This is a genomic window from Streptomyces sp. NPDC002265 (assembly GCF_040296125.1).
In the GTDB taxonomy this organism is placed as follows: Bacteria; Actinomycetota; Actinomycetes; order Streptomycetales; family Streptomycetaceae; genus Streptomyces.
On record NZ_JBEOWS010000253.1, the window covers coordinates 1 to 14,656 of the forward strand.

Annotated in this window: 10 protein-coding genes and 1 pseudogene; 9 read left to right on the forward strand and 2 right to left on the reverse strand. The window is 74.6% G+C overall.

The features are described 5' to 3' along the window. The 3 genes from ABT085_RS32835 to ABT085_RS32845 form a co-directional block, all read left to right on the forward strand. On the forward strand, positions 1-348 hold a 348-nt coding region (locus tag ABT085_RS32835; protein ID WP_502982859.1), incomplete at its 5' end, for a sensor histidine kinase. Positions 349-362: 14 nt separating this feature from the next. Further along, entirely contained in the window at positions 363-1,025 is a 663-nt protein-coding gene (locus ABT085_RS32840) for a response regulator transcription factor (protein ID WP_351616236.1), read from the forward strand. 100 nt (positions 1,026-1,125) lie between these two features. Further along, entirely contained in the window at positions 1,126-2,283 is a 1,158-nt protein-coding gene (locus ABT085_RS32845; protein WP_351616238.1) for an ROK family transcriptional regulator, read from the forward strand. A 195-nt stretch (positions 2,284-2,478) separates the two neighbouring features. Here the strand turns inward: ABT085_RS32845 and ABT085_RS32850 are convergent, their stop codons facing one another. After that, on the reverse strand, positions 2,479-3,240 hold the full coding sequence (locus tag ABT085_RS32850; RefSeq protein WP_351616241.1) for a GntR family transcriptional regulator: 762 nt from the start codon (positions 3,238-3,240) through the stop codon (positions 2,479-2,481). A 515-nt stretch (positions 3,241-3,755) separates the two neighbouring features. Between ABT085_RS32850 and ABT085_RS32855 the strand changes: the two genes are divergently transcribed. Further along, positions 3,756-4,586: an alpha/beta fold hydrolase gene (locus ABT085_RS32855; RefSeq protein WP_351616244.1), complete on the forward strand. Its 831-nt coding sequence runs from the start codon at positions 3,756-3,758 to the stop codon at positions 4,584-4,586. Between the two features lie 93 nt (positions 4,587-4,679). Here the strand turns inward: ABT085_RS32855 and ABT085_RS32860 are convergent. Continuing rightward, a pseudogene (locus tag ABT085_RS32860) lies at positions 4,680-5,468 on the reverse strand (EamA family transporter); the annotation flags it as partial. Positions 5,469-5,515: 47 nt separating this feature from the next. Here ABT085_RS32860 and pdxR point away from each other — a divergent pair. The 5 genes from pdxR to ABT085_RS32885 all read left to right on the forward strand — a co-directional run bounded on the left by pdxR (position 5,516) and on the right by ABT085_RS32885 (position 14,503). After that, positions 5,516-6,964 (forward strand): MocR-like pyridoxine biosynthesis transcription factor PdxR, encoded by a 1,449-nt coding sequence (gene pdxR, locus ABT085_RS32865; RefSeq protein ID WP_351616247.1) that lies wholly within the window; start codon positions 5,516-5,518, stop codon positions 6,962-6,964. 142 nt (positions 6,965-7,106) lie between these two features. Continuing rightward, positions 7,107-8,693: an alkaline phosphatase D family protein gene (locus ABT085_RS32870; RefSeq protein ID WP_351616249.1), complete on the forward strand. Its 1,587-nt coding sequence runs from the start codon at positions 7,107-7,109 to the stop codon at positions 8,691-8,693. A gap of 114 nt (positions 8,694-8,807) precedes the next feature. After that, positions 8,808-10,220 carry an SWIM zinc finger family protein gene (locus ABT085_RS32875; protein WP_351616252.1) on the forward strand — a complete coding sequence of 471 codons (1,413 nt, stop codon included), beginning with the start codon at positions 8,808-8,810 and terminating at the stop codon, positions 10,218-10,220. Further along, on the forward strand, positions 10,217-12,880 hold the full coding sequence (locus tag ABT085_RS32880; protein WP_351616254.1) for a DUF7824 domain-containing protein: 2,664 nt from the start codon (positions 10,217-10,219) through the stop codon (positions 12,878-12,880). The genes ABT085_RS32875 and ABT085_RS32880 overlap by 4 nt, the downstream gene beginning before the upstream one ends. Before the next feature lie 189 nt (positions 12,881-13,069). Continuing rightward, positions 13,070-14,503, forward strand: coding sequence for a GNAT family N-acetyltransferase (locus tag ABT085_RS32885; RefSeq protein WP_351616257.1), 1,434 nt, complete (start codon positions 13,070-13,072; stop codon positions 14,501-14,503). Positions 14,504-14,656 lie beyond the last annotated feature (153 nt).

Sequence of the window (14,656 nt, forward strand, 5' to 3'; positions counted from 1 at the left end):
CTGCTCGACTCCGCGCGTGCTTCCGGGGCCGAGGTCGACGCCGAGCTCAGCGGGCCGCTCGACACGCTGCCCGGTCCCGTCTCCCGGGAGGGCTATCGCATTCTCCAGGAGGCCCTGACGAACGTGCTGCGGCACGCGGGGGCCGTACCCGTCCGGGTGCGGGTCGAGGCCGCCGGGGGCGCTCTCGCGCTGGAGGTCCGCAATCCGCTCCCGGCGGGTGCGGTGCGGTCCGGCCGGGGCAGCGGTCTGCGGGGGATACGCGAGCGGGCCGCGCTGCTCGGCGGCCGGGCGCGGACGGGCGTCGACGACGGCGACTGGCAGGTGCACGCGGAGCTGCCGCTGCACTGATCTACGCTGGCCGGGTGGCGATCACCGTTCTTCTCGTCGACGACGAACCCCTCGTACGCGCGGGTCTGCGGGCCGTCCTGGAGGCGCAGCCCGACATCGTGGTGGTCGGCGAGGCGGCGGACGGCGCGGCGGTGATCCCGCTGGTGCGGCAACTGCGGCCCGATGTCGTCGCCATGGACGTGCGCATGCCTCTGATGGACGGCATCGAGGCCACCCGCGCGGTGCTGCGGACGGTCGCGGAACCGCCGAAGATCATCGTGGTGACCACGTTCGAGAACGACGAGTACGTGTACGACGCGCTGCGCGCGGGGGCCGACGGCTTCCTGCTCAAGCGGGCCCGGCCGGCCGAGATCGTGCACGCGGTACGGCTGGTCGCCGAGGGCGGTTCGCTGCTCTTTCCCGCGACGGTACGGCAGTTGGCGGCCGAGTACGGCGGCCGGTCCGGGAACGTGCAGGCCCGGGCGGTCCTGGACCGGGCCCGGCTGACGGAACGGGAGGCGGAGGTGCTGCGCCTGATGACCCGGGGCCTGTCCAACGGGGAGATCTCCGCCCGGCTGACGGTCGGTACGGAGACGGTGAAGTCGCATGTCAGCGCCGTACTGGCCAAGCTGGGGACGCGGGACCGCACCCAGGCGGTGATCATGGCGTACGAGTCGGGGTTCGTGACACCGGGCTGAAACGGTACGTCCGGGGCGGGACCGGGTGCCCGGCGCTCGCCGGGCCCCTCCGCGCCGAGTACGATCCGGCCAACACGCGCACGAGCTGGGAGGACGGACGTTGGGGCGGCTGACCGGCGGGGATCCCTCGCTGTTGCGGAGGATCAACTCCGCGGTGGTGCTGCACGCGCTGCGTGCCACGGACTGCGCGACGCTGACCGAGATCACCAGGGTGACGGGGCTGTCCCGGCCCACGGTCGAGGGCGTCGTCGAGGACCTCATCGTGGGCGGCCTGGTCGTCGAGACGGCCGCCGAGGAGGGTGCGACGCGGCGCCAGGGGCGTCCCGCGCGCCGGTTCCGGTTCCGTGCGGAGGCCGGTCATCTGCTGGGGCTGGAGATCGGCCCGCACCGGGTCGCCGCGCTCCTGGCCGACCTGGACGGCCGGATCATAGGGGCCCAGGCCAAGGACGTGGAGGAGACGGCTTCCGCCGACGACCGTCTGGAACGGCTGCGCACCGCGGTCGCCGAGCTGCTGCGGCGGGCGGGGGTGCCCCGGAACTCGCTGCGCGCCGTGGGGGTGGCGACGCCCGGGATCGTCGAGGCGGACGGCACCGTACGGCTGGGCACCGCGCTGCCCGAGTGGACCGGGCTGCGGCTCGGTGAACGGCTGAGCCGTTCCTTCAAGTGTCCGGTGCTGGTCGAGAACGACGCGAACGCGGCGGCCGTCGCCGAGCACTGGAAGGGCTGCGCCCGGGAGTCGGACGACATCGTGTTCGTGCTGGCCGGGCTGAGCCCGGGAGCCGGTTCGCTGATCGGCGGGCGGCTGCACCGCGGGTTCGGCGGGGCGGCCGGCGAGATCGGCGCGCTGCATCTGCTGGGCCGGGAGGTCACTCCGGAGACGCTGCTGTCGACCACGGACGAGCCGCTGCACCCGCTGGACGAGCAGGCGGTCGCGCAGGTCTTCGCACAGGCGCGCCAGGGCGACCAGCGGGCGCTGGCGGCCGTCGACCGGTTCATCCAGCGGCTCGTCCACGACGTCGCGGCGCTCGCTCTGGCGCTCGACCCGGAACTGGTGGTCATCGGCGGCTGGGCGGCCGGTCTGGACGGGGTGCTGGAGCCGCTGCGGCGCGAGCTGGCCCGCTACTGTCTGCGGCCGCCGAAGGTGACCCTGTCCCTGCTCGGCGAGGCGGCCGTGGCGACGGGTGCGCTGCGGCTGGCCCTGGACCATGTGGAGAAGCAGTTGTTCGCGGTGGAGGGCACGGCGACCGCGCGGGACTGACCGACCGAGGCCGGGCACGGACCGCCCTGCGGCCGGCCCGGCGGGCGGGAGCCGCGGGCGGCACAGGGACGCCAAGCCCGGCGGACGGGCGCGGTGGACGGGCGCGGAAGCGGGAGCCGACGGTTCGTCGCGGGGTGTCGTCATGGAGAACGCCGCGCGCCCCGGTGGAGTTCCGGGGCGCGGGCGGGACGTCGGTCAGGAGGCGCGCCGCTCCGGTCCGTGGTGGATCTCCACACCGCCCGAGGCGCCGAAGGTGAGCCGGCAGGTGTCCGCGCGGTAGGTGGCCACGGAGAGCGCGGCGACCCGGCCCCCGCTGAGGAAGCGGGTGGTGACGACGAGGACGGGGGCGCCGGGCAGCCGGTCCAGCTCCTTGGCGTCGTCGGCGCGGGCCGAGCCGAGCTCGACGGAGTTCTCCCGGCCCTCCAGTTCCAGCCGCTGGACCTCGCGCAGCACGGCACGGGCGCGTGCCGTGCCGGACGGCGCGTCTATGGCGGACAGGTCGGGGACCGAGGACCGCGGGATGTGCAGGAGTTCGGCGGCGACGGGCTGCCCCTGGCTCGTCCGGGACCGGCGTACCGTGTGCACGGCTTCGTCCGGGCCGGTGCCCAGGACCTCGGCGACGGCTGCGGGCGGCACGTCCAGGGTGCAGTCGACGGGCTGCCAGGCGTCCTCGGCCGATCCCGGCCAGGCGTGCTGTCCGGTGCCGACGGCCACACCGACCCGGGGCGGGGCGACGGTCGTACCGACACCGCGACGGCGCTGGAGCCGGCCCTCCAGCTCCAGCTGCTCCAGGGCCTGACGGAGGGTGGCGCGGGCGACGCCGAAGCGGGCGGCGAGGTCTCGCTCGTTGGGCAGGATCTCGCCCACGGCGAACTCGGAGTCCAGTGCCTCGCTGAGCACGGTCCTGAGATGCCAGTACTTCGGTTCCGGCACCGATTCCAGCTGCGTGGTCCCCACCCTGTCCTCCGCAATCGCCGTGCTCCGGCGGCGTTTAAGCGCCCTTGTTTATTAAAGGTTGTTGCACTTCTCTGCGACGATAAGGCGGGCTCCACCCTTGGTCAATACCAATCCTCGATCCTTCCGACCCGATTTGGGCCGGTCGCCGTGGAGCGTTCACAAGGCGTTCGCACTGGGCCGCATTCGTGACATCCGAACGAAACCCCCCGGTCAGGGGCCCGTTCTCCTCACCCCCCGCACGGCCGACCGCCGACCGCCGACCGCCGGGTGAAGACCGCAGACCGCCGGGTGACGATCCGTCCGGCGCGCGGGCCGGGCGGCGTGCGGGCCGGGCGGGCTCCCGGCCGGCACCGTTCCGGACGTCGGGCGTCCGATCCCCAACCCGGCGGCGTGCAGGGCCCGCTGAGGCCCGGGCCTGCCGGGACACGCGCGGCGACGAAGGGCTACCCGTCGGTAGTAATTGCTGACAAGCTGTCTACGGCGTCCGTCAGCGAGTCCAGCCGAGGAGCACCCCCATGTCCACCACCGTCTCCTTCCCGGTCCCCTCCCCCCGGGGCCCGCAGAACGTGACCGTCTCCTACGCGCGCGTGGGCCGCGGCGAACCACTGCTCCTGCTGCACGGCATAGGACACCACCGGCAGGCCTGGGACCCCGTGGTGGACATCCTGGCCACCGAACGGGACGTGATCGCCGTGGATCTGCCCGGCTTCGGCGCGTCCCCGGGCCTGCCGGACGGCCTCGCATACGACCTGCCCACGACCAGCGCCGTGTTCGGCGCGTTCTGCGAGGCGCTGGAGCTGGACCGTCCGCATGTGGCGGGCAATTCCCTGGGCGGCCTGCTCGCCCTCGACCTGGGGCGCGAGAAGCTCGTACGGTCCGTCACGGCCCTGTCCCCCGCCGGGTTCTGGTCCGAGGCCGAACGGCGCTACGCCTTCGGTGTCCTGGTCACGATGCGGCGGATCGCCCGCCGGATACCGCTGCCGCTGGTCGAGCGCCTGGCGCGCACGGCGGCCGGCCGTACGGCGCTGACGAGCACGATCTACGCCCGCCCCGGGCGCCGCTCACCCGACGCCGTGGTCGCCGAGACCCTCGCCCTGGCGCACGCCACGGGCTTCGACGCGACCCTGCGGACCGGAGCGGACGTCCGATTCACCGACGACATCCCCGGGATCCCGGTCACCGTGGCCTGGGGCACCCGGGACCTGCTGCTCGTGCGCCGCCAGGGGGTGCGCGCCAAGCAGATCATCCCCCGGGCCCGGCTGGTGCGGCTGCCCGGCTGCGGGCACTGCCCGATGAACGACGACCCGGCCCTGGTCGCCCGGGTCATCCTCGACGGAAGCCGCTGATCCCCGCGCGCGTGCGGTCGGCGCCGCCGAGCCGAGGGTGACCCCGGCGCCGACCAGGACGCTGCCCACGGCCTGGGCGGCACCGTAGGAGCCGGTGCCGACGAGCGGCGCGGTGCAGGCGGCCGCGACGGGGATGAGCCCGGAGAACAGCGTGGCGCGCTCCGCGCCGATCCGCTGCATGCCCATGTACCAGCACACGAAGCCGACGACGGTGACGATCACCGCCTGCCACAGCAGTGCGGCGGCCTCGTCGGCGCCGGGCCGCCGCAGCCACGCCCCGCCGTCCAGCAGCAGCCCCGCCACGGCGGACTCGACGGCCGCCAGTCCGCACACCGTGGCGGACAGCAGCCTGGGGCCCAGGTCCGCGAGCACCGGCACGGCCAGGACCGCGAAGCCGACCTCACCGACCAGCGCGCACCCGGAGAAGACGATGCCCGCCGCGTCCGTGCGCCCCCAGCCCTGGACGGTGCAGGCGCCGACGGCGACGAGCAACGCCCCGTACAGGACGGCCCGTCGGGGACGGCGTCCTTCCAGAAGGGGTACGAGGACGGCCACCACCACCGGCGCGCAGCCCACGAGCACCCCCGGGACAGCGGGTTCCGCGGAGCGTTCGGCGGCGAGGACGGCCAGGTTGAACCCGACCATGCCGACGGCCGCGAGCAGAGCGAGGCGGACCCACCGGCGCGGGGTGAGCGCCCGCAGCCGGGCGGCCGCCTCCGCGCGGGCGAGCGGGAGCAGGAGCAGGCAGGCGAGGCCGTAGCGCAGGAACTGACCGCCCGCGTACGGAAAGTCGCCGAGGACGCTGTTGGCGGTGAAGGACGCGCCGACGAGGGCGCAGGCGAGCGCGGCCAGGAGGCTGCCGCGCGTGCGGGTGGCGTTCATGGTGGTGACGCTAGGTTTCGCGGCGGCCCCGTTTAAGGTCCACTTCCATGACGTCTTCGGGGACCAATCCGGCAGGTTCGACGGCCTCGCCCGCCTGGGAGCTGCTCCTGCCGGCCGTCTCCGCACCGGCACGCGCGCGTGGCCGCTCCCTCCAGGCCGCGCTGCGGGAGGCGGTCCGCTGCGGGCGTCTGGCTCCCGGCACCCGGCTGCCGTCCAGCCGGGAGCTCGCCGCGGACCTCGGCGTCTCGCGCGGCCTGGTCACGGACGCCTACGAGCAGTTGACCGCCGCGGGCTATCTGCGCAGCGGCCGCGGTGCCGGGACCTGGGTGAGCGGTGCGGTGCGGCCCGCGCCCGCACGCGCGCGTGACCTCGCTCCGCGCTCCCCCGGCGGCGGCGCCGACTTCGTGCCCGGCACCCCGGATCTGTCGCTGTTCCCGCGCGCCGCCTGGACCGCCGCGCTGCGCGGTGTGCTCGCCGAGCTGCCCCACCACCACCTCGGCTATCCCGATCCGCGCGGGCTGCCCCGGCTGCGCGGCGCCCTGGCCGAACTGCTCACCCGACGCCGGGGTGTGGTCGCCGACCCGGAGCGGATCGTGGTCGTCTCCGGGGTGGCCCAAGCGACGTCCCTGCTCGGATCCGTCCTGCACGCGCGCGGTATGCCCGCCGTCGGGGTGGAAGACCCGGGCAGCCCTCAGCACAGCGGTCTGTACGCCGCGGCCGGCGTCGGCGTCGTACCGCTGCCGCTGGACAAGGAGGGGCTGGCCCTCGGGCCGTTGACGGCCTCCGGCGTGCGGGCCGTGGTGACGACGCCCGCCCACCAGTACCCGACCGGGATCGCCTACTCGGCACGGCGCCGCGCACAACTCCTCGACTGGGCACGCGCGGTGGACGGGTTCGTCCTGGAGGACGACTACGACGGCGACTTCCGCTACGACCGCGCCCCCGTGGGCGCGCTCCAGGGACTGGACCCCGAACGCGTCCTGTACACGGGTTCGGTCAGCAAGTCCCTCGCGCCGGGCCTGCGTCTGGGCTGGCTGCTCGTGCCGGACGCGCTGGCCGACGAGGTGGTGGAGCGCAAGCGGACCCTGGACCTCGGCCACCCCGCCCTGGACCAGGCCGCTTTCGCGCGGTTCCTGGAGCGCGGCGACTACGACCGTCAGCTGCGCCGCTGCCAGCGGGCCTACCGCGAGCGCCGCGACACCCTGGTGACCGCTCTCCAGGAGGCCTTCCCCGGTTCGTCGGTGACCGGGATCGCGGCGGGCCTGCACGCCATCGCCGCGCTGCCGCGCCGGTACGGGCCCGAGGAGCGGTTCCTCGCGCGCGTGGCCGCCGCCGGTGTCGCCGTACGCCCGCTGACGCACTGCGCGCACCCGGGTGCCGGTGGCGTGGCAGCCGACGCGTCCGGGGAGGTGCGGCTGGTCCTCGGGTACGCGCATCTGCCGCCTGCCCGGATCCGGGCCGGGATTCACCGGATGGCCCTGGCGGCCGGCGGGTGAACCGGGCCGCGCCTGCGGCCGGTTCGCGTGTCCCGGCGGCGCGGTCCGTTGTTCACTCCTGGTTTGCGTGTGCGCTGCGGTGTGCCAGTAGGTGTGGGGTGACATCGCACACCGGCCGGTTCCCGTCACTGGAGGCGCATCCATGTCACACCGTCCGTTCCCCGGCCGTCGCAGCGTGCTGCGCGGCTCGCTGGCCGCGGCGGCGGCCCTGACCGTGCCCCTCGGCCTCGGTGCCGCACCGGCGTTCGCCCGGTCCGGGCGCCCCCGGGCGGACTGGGGCGTGCAGAGCGGCGACGTGACGTCCGACTCGGGGCTGGTGTGGGTGCGTTCCGACCGCCCGGCCCGGATGACCGTCCAGACCTCCGCCACGGAGTCGTTCCGCAACCCGCACACCTGGCACGGTCCGCTGCTGGGCCCGGACACCGACTTCACCGGCACCACCCGGCTGCACGGGCTGCCCGCGGGCGAGCAGATCCACTACCGGGTGCTGCTCGCCGACCCGGACGACCCGCGCCGCACCGGCGAACCGGTCACCGGCACCTTCCGCACCGTCCCGGCCGGCCGACGGCACGGGGTGCGCTTCCTGTGGTCCGGTGACCTGGCAGGACAGGGCTGGGGCATCAACCCCGACCTCGGCGGCTACCGCATCTACGACGCCATGGCCGCGCTCGATCCGGACTTCTTCGTGTGCAGCGGCGACAACATCTACGCCGACGGCCCGATCGCGGCGACCCAGGCGCTGCCCGACGGCGGCACCTGGCGCAACATCACCACCGAGGAGAAGGCGAAGGTCGCCGAGACCCTGGCCGAGTTCCGCGGCAACTTCCGCTACAACCTCCTCGACGAGAACCTGCGGCGGTTCAACGCCCGGGTGCCGTCGGTCATCCAGTGGGACGACCACGAGGTGCGCAACAACTGGTACCCGGGCGAGGTGATCGCGGACTCCGACACCCGCTACACCGAGAAGAGCGTCGACGCCCTGGCGGCCCGCGCCCGGCGGGCGTTCAGCGAGTACTTCCCGGTCTCGACGCTGCGGCCGGGCGCCGCGCAGGGCCGGGTCCACCGGGTCATGCGTCACGGGCCGCTGCTCGACCTGTTCGTGCTGGACATGCGGACCTACCGCAACGCCAACTCGCCCGACGACCAGGCCGTGGACCCGCAGGGCATCCTCGGCCGCGAACAGCTGGAATGGCTCAAGCGGGAACTGTCGCGCTCGCGTGCGGTGTGGAAGGTCATCGCCGCGGACATGCCGATCGGGCTGGTCGTGCCCGACGCCACCGAGGGCCGGGCGAACTTCGAGGCGGTGGCGCAGGGCGACCCGGGCGCGCCGCTCGGCCGTGAGCTCCAGATCGCCGAACTGCTGCGGTACATCAAGCACCGGCGGATCACCGGCACCGTGTGGCTGACGGCCGACGTGCACCACACCTCGGCCCAGCACTACCAGCCGTCGCGGGCGGCGTTCACCGACTTCGAGCCGCTCTGGGAGTTCGTGTCGGGTCCGCTGAACGCCGGTGCCTTCCCGGCCAGTGCGCTGGACGGCACCTTCGGTCCCGAGCGGGTGTTCGTGAAGGCGCCGACGGCGTCCAACGTCTCGCCCGCGGGCGGCTACCAGTTCTTCGGCGAGGTCGACATCGACGGCGGCAGCGGGGAACTGACGGTGCGGCTGCGCGAACAGGACGGCACCGTGCTGTTCACCCAGGTCCTCCAGCCGGGTCGGGTCGGGCAGTAGCCCGGGAGTCCTGGCCTGTTGGGCAGGTTGTGTCCCCGCCTGCTCAACAGGCCCCGCAGGACGGCGTTTTCGCAGGTCAGGCCGATTGTCAGTGGTCGCCTCTACGGTTTTCCCATGACGCGATCTTTGCAGGCCGTGGCCTATCGACGACCCTCCGTGCTGGAATCCGCCGCGGGCGGACGGCGCCTGGCGCTGGAGACGTCCGAGGGCCTGACGCCCGTGGGAGCCGAGGCCCATCCGCGCTTCTTCGCCGGGTTCCTGACGGCTCCCCAGGTCGCCGCGGCGGGGCTGCTGGCGGTGGCGGACGTCGCGGCCACACGCTACTACCAGCGGCAGCTGCCCGCGTCGCTGGATCCGGTGGTGACGGGCAACGGCGACCGGCTGCGCTTCGAATCCTTCTCCGGCTGCGGCGGGGTGTACGCGCGGCTGGACGTCCTCGGGGGCGGCCTGGACGGCGGCGCGGTGGGACACGGCACGACGAACGTGGACGTCAACAACCCGCTGCGCGAGGCCCTGTCCCGGCTCGGCGGGGACGATCCGCTGCACTTGAGCGTCGGCCCCGAGGAACTCGCCGTGACCACGCTGGACGGCCCGGTCGTGGAGAAGAAGGTGCCGCTGCCCGACCGCTGGCTGCGCGGCTTCGCCGAGGCCCAGGTGGTGGCGGCCGGATTCGATCTGCGGGCCGAGCTGCCCGCCGCCGAGGCGGTGCGGTTCCTGCGCGCGCTGCCCCGGAGTTCGGGCCGCGGCGGCTCGGGCGGCCCGCTGTGGGTGGTGCCCGCGGGCCGTGGGCTGCGGCCGACGACCCGCGCGGTGTCCGGCGCGGTGTGTCTGCCCGGCCCGGAGCGGCTGGTCGCACTCCAGCGGGTGCTGCGGCACGCGTCGGCCCTGCGGGTGTACGGGCCGGCGGTCGCCCCGGGCGGCTCCGTCGCCGCGACGGCGAGTGCCTGGGAGGCGGTCCTGCCGGGCATGCGGCTGACCCTGACACTGTCGCCGGACGCCTCCCGCGGTTTCTCCGGCGAGGGCGGGGTCCTGGAGGCCCTGGCCACGGACGAGGCGGCGGCCGACGCCGAACTCCTGTCGGTGCTGCTGGCCTGGGAGCCCCGTGTCGACGTCGCGGACCTCGCCGCCGCCTCGGGCCTGCCGATGGAGCGGGTCCGGGCGGCGCTGGTCCGGCTGGGCACCTCGGGCCGCGTCGGGTACGACACGGCGGAGGCGGCCTACTTCCATCGTGAACTGCCCTACGACGCGCGGCGGGTGGAGCGCCACAACCCGAGGCTGCGATCCGCCCGGGCCCTGGTGACGGCGGGTGCGGTCGCCCTGGACGGCGCGACCGGGACGGTGACGGCCGAGGACGGACACATACACCGGGTGCGGGACGAGGCCGGGGCGCTGACGTGCAGCTGTCAGTGGTGGGCCGCGTACCGGGGCGGGCGCGGGCCGTGCAAGCACGCGCTCGCGGTACGGATGGCGCGGCGGGGCACCGTCGCGGAGCTGAGCGGGACCGGAATCGACGGGGGTGCGCGATGAGTGGACTGACGGACGCCGTGCGGACGGGCCGGACGGCCGAGGTGGTCCGTCTGCTGGACGGCATGACGGACACCGAGCGGCGGGCGGCCTTCCCCGAGTTGAAGCAGCTCCGCAAGGAACTGCGGCCACGTCGCTGGGAGTCGGACGCGCTTCGCGCCTACCCCGCCCTGCATCTGGCCGGCGCCGCCTGTCAGACCGGGGCGGCGGGGGTGGCGAGCTGGATCGCGGCCTCCGACCTCCAGTGGTCGTCGTCGTCCAGGTCGGACCTGCTGCTGCACGTCCTGGGCGACCGAGACCCCGCCTGGCTCGCCGAGGTGACCCGTCGGCTGGCCGAGCGCCCGGCCTCCTCGGGTGTGCCGCACGAGCTGATGGCGGGACTGGTCCGGCTCTCGGGCCACCCGGTCCCGACCACCGAGGCCTATGTACGAGGCTGGGTGGAACGCATCGGCTCCACCTGGTACCGCGGGGACTCGGTGCTGGAGCAGTTGCGCCGGGATCCGCACCTGGCGCGGTTGGTGGCGGCGCTGTTCGAGACGGACGACATCGGCAGCCGTATGCAATGGGGCGCCGCGGAAGGGCCCAACAACTGGACCGACGCGATCGCCCTGCTGACCGTCGAGGGCGCCCTCGACCGGACCGCGACCGTCGACGCGTGCGTGGCCCGGCTCCTGCGCGGCGGCACCGCCGCCGACCACCGGGTGTTCCTGCGGTTGCTCAAGGCCCTGGCGCTCACCCGCGACGAGCAGCGGGAGCGGACGGCCGACTGGCTGGCGCTGGCCTCGGACGCGGTCTCCGTGGTGGCCGCGCACGCCCAGTCGGTGCTCGGCACGCTGGCCGTCGAGGGCGGGCTGACCACCCGTCGGCTGTCGGAGATGTCGGCCGCCGTGCTGTTCCGTACCGAGAAGAAGCTCGTACGGGCGCAGTTGGTGCTGCTGGGGAAGGTGCTCGCCCGGGACGCCTCCTCGGCCGGTGAGCTGCTGCCCGTGGTGGCGCAGGCCTTCGGGTACGACGACCCGGACGTGCAGGAGCGGGCGCTCAAGCTCGCCGAGCGGCACCTCGGGAAGGTGACCTCGGCCGAGGTGCGCGCCGAGGTCGCCGATGCGGCGGCGGGGTTGATCCCCGTGCTGCGCACCCGGGCGGTGCGGTCGCTGGGCGCCGCGCCCGAGGCCGGGGATGCCGTGGCGCACCCGGAGGTACTCCCGCCGGTGCCCGTGCCGCTGCGGCTCGCGCCGGCGCCCGCTTCGGCCGTCGAACTCGCGACGGAACTGGGCGCCGTACTCGCGTCCTCGGGGGACGTCGCCGCGTTCGAGCGCGCCCTCGACGGCCTGGTACGGCATGTGTACAGCGACCGCGAGGGCCTGCTGGAGGCGCTCGCCCCGGTGACGGCACGCCGGTGGTGGAGCGGCGCCCACCCCGATCACGAGTACCACCTGCCGGCCGAGCACCACTACGGGGCGTCCTTCCACGCGTTCCACGACGCCGAGGACGCCCTCGACCTCGTCCTGGCGACGCTGGCGGGACAGTGCACGACCGCCCAGCTGCACCGGGCCGTCGTGCAGGGCGCGAGGGAGCGGCGCTGCCCGCACAGCGCGCTCGCCCGCGCCTTCGAGGCCCGGGTGTGGGAGGTGGCGTACCGGATACGGACCGACCCGCTGCCGTTCCTGCTGTCGACGCCCACCTGGAGCACCGGCCTGCTGGAACCGGACCAGCTGGTGGAGCGCCTCGACGCCTACCGACGGCTGGGGGCCAGGCCCGCGACGGCCGACTTCGCGCAGGCGCTGCTGCGGGTGCGACGCACGGACCGGACGGCAGCCGCGGCGGCCGCCACCCGGGCGGCGGCGCTCGGCACTCCCGAGGGAACACGGCTCGCCGCCTGGCTCGTCTCCGAGGCGCCCTCGCTGCCTTCGCGGCGCAGACGTACCTCGGGCCCCCGGGTCCTGATCGAGACCGCGGAACTCCTCGAGTTGCAGGAGGACTTCCCGGCGGAGTTCGCGCATCTGGGCCGCCCGGTGGGCGTCTTCGACGGACGGCAGTACTGCATGCACTGGGGCGACGAGCTGCGCCTGCACTGGCTGGCGCTGCTCCCGGAGCGGCGCGAGCTGGTGGCGGTGCGGCTGCTGCGGGACCTGTCCGCGGTCGCGGTGGACGACGCGCGCGGCACCGCCGTCCTGCCGCTGCTCGCGGAATCGGGCGGGGAGGCGGGGGACGCCGTGCGCCTGTGCCTGGCCTACGGGCTCGGCGCCCGCCACGCGGAGGACCGGCTCGCCGCCGTGGACGCGCTGCTGGTGCTGGCGGCCCGGGGCGAGCTGGACGCGGCCGGGCTGGGCGCGGACCTCGCGGAGCTGGTGCGCGGTGCGGCCGTGAAGCCGCAGCGGCTGGCCGACTCGCTGCGGACGGCGGCGGCCACCGGGGCCAACGCCACCGTCTGGGGCGTGCTCGGCCGGACGCTGCCGCCCCTGCTCGCCGGTCTTCCGGCCGACCGGGCGGCCGGGCGGGGGCTCGGGGAGCTGTTGACGGTGGCCTCGGAGTGCGCCGAACGGTCCGGTGCGCGCGGGGATCTGCCGCATCTGGCGCAGGCGGCGGCCCGGCGCGGCTCCTCCCGGCTGGTGACGCAGGCCCGGCGACTGCGCAGCGCGCTGACGGAGGGGGTGGCCGCCTGACGTAGTCGGCGGGCCGGGCCGGCCGGGCGCCGACCGGGGGTGAACTGGTTCGATGGGCGGGCGGTCCGGTGGCGCATCCTAGGAATCAAAAAAGCAGTAAAAGGTACAGATTCTGTCTTTACCACTCAGTCACAAAGCGTTCGTGATCACGCAACACACATCCTTCACAGTGGCTGCATGAATCGAGACATGTCTGATGTGACGCGCGCGAAGCACGGACGGCCCGTGCACCACTGGCGCAGGGATGTCGTGGAACTCGCCGCCGTCTTCACGGCCGTGGCGGTGGCGGACGCCGCGGCGAACCTGATCGGGCACGGCCCGGACGGCCCGGCCCTGCTGGTGATCTCGGCGGCGGCGCTCGCCGCCACGGCGGGCTTCCACGTCTGGTGGGCACGCCGCCACGGTCACGCACCTCCGGAGACCGATACCGGGACCCGGCCTCGCTCCGCCGAGCAGGCCGGGCCGCTCGACCCGTCGCACGCGACCGTTCCGTCCCAGGGCGGGGCGAGCACCCTCTGGCGCATGCGGACGACGGTCAAGGACGCGCCGGGATCACTCGCGGCGCTGTGCACCGCGCTGGCCGGTCAGCGGGTGGACATCCTCAGCCTCCAGACGCATCCGCTGGGTGAGGGCACGGTCGACGAGTTCCTGCTGCGGGCCCCCGCCGAGCTGCCCGCGGCCGAGATCACCCGCGCGGTGGCGCGGGCGGGCGGCACCGCGACCTGGATCGAACGGGCCGACGCGCACGACCTGGTGGACGCCCCGACCCGGGTGCTCGGACTGGCCACCCGCACCGCACTGGACGCGGCGGAACTCCCCCTCGCGCTGCGCCAGCTGCTGGGCCGCTGCACCATCCGGTCGCTGCCCGCCCGGCCGCTCGGCCAGGGGCGCGGGGCGGACGCCGTACCCGTCGAGGGAGTGCTGGAGGACACCGTGATGCGGCTGCGGGCACCGGAAGGCGGGGTGATCACCGTGGAGCGGCCGTATCTGCCCTTCACGCCGACCGAGTTCGCGCGGGCGCGGGCCCTGGTGGAACTGGACGCCCGGCTCGGCCCGCGCGTTCCGCTCGGCCAGGACGTACTGACGCTGCCCGAGGGCAACGACATCACCGTGCGCCGAGCCGACACCGGGGATCTGGAGGCCGCGAAGGACATGCACGAGCGGTGCTCGCCGCGCACCCTCTCCATGCGCTACCACGGCCCGGTCAAGGACGCGGACCGTTATCTGAACCACCTGCTCAGCCCGCGCTTCGGACGCACGCTCGCGGTGCAGACGGCGTCCGGGCGCATCGTCGGCCTGGGCCACCTGCTGTGGGACGGGGACGAGACGGAGGTCGCGCTGCTCGTCGAGGACGAGTGGCAGCGGCGCGGTATCGGGGCCGAGCTCCTCGGCCGTCTGGTCGCGATGGCCGCCGAGGCGCACTGCGAGAGCGTGTACGCCGTGACCCAGGCTTCCAACACCGGCATGGTCGCCGCGATGCGCGGCCTGGGACTGCCCCTCGACTACCAGATCGAGGAGGGCACGCTGGTGATCACGGCCCGGCTGGACACGGCGCCGGCCACCGCGCGGCCCCCCTACGGGCAGCACCAGGACCGGCACGGCGAGCGGATCACCCGCGAGTAGCCGTTCCGGCCGCACGTAGCCGTTCCGGCGGAGCCGAGCGGCCGGCAGCCTGCCGCACGCTCCGGCGGTGCCCGGAACCGGCCTGCCTCGCGCTTCGCGGCAGCGACGGCCCACCGACGCTCCCCGCCCGCGTGCCCCGGGGGACTCGCAGGT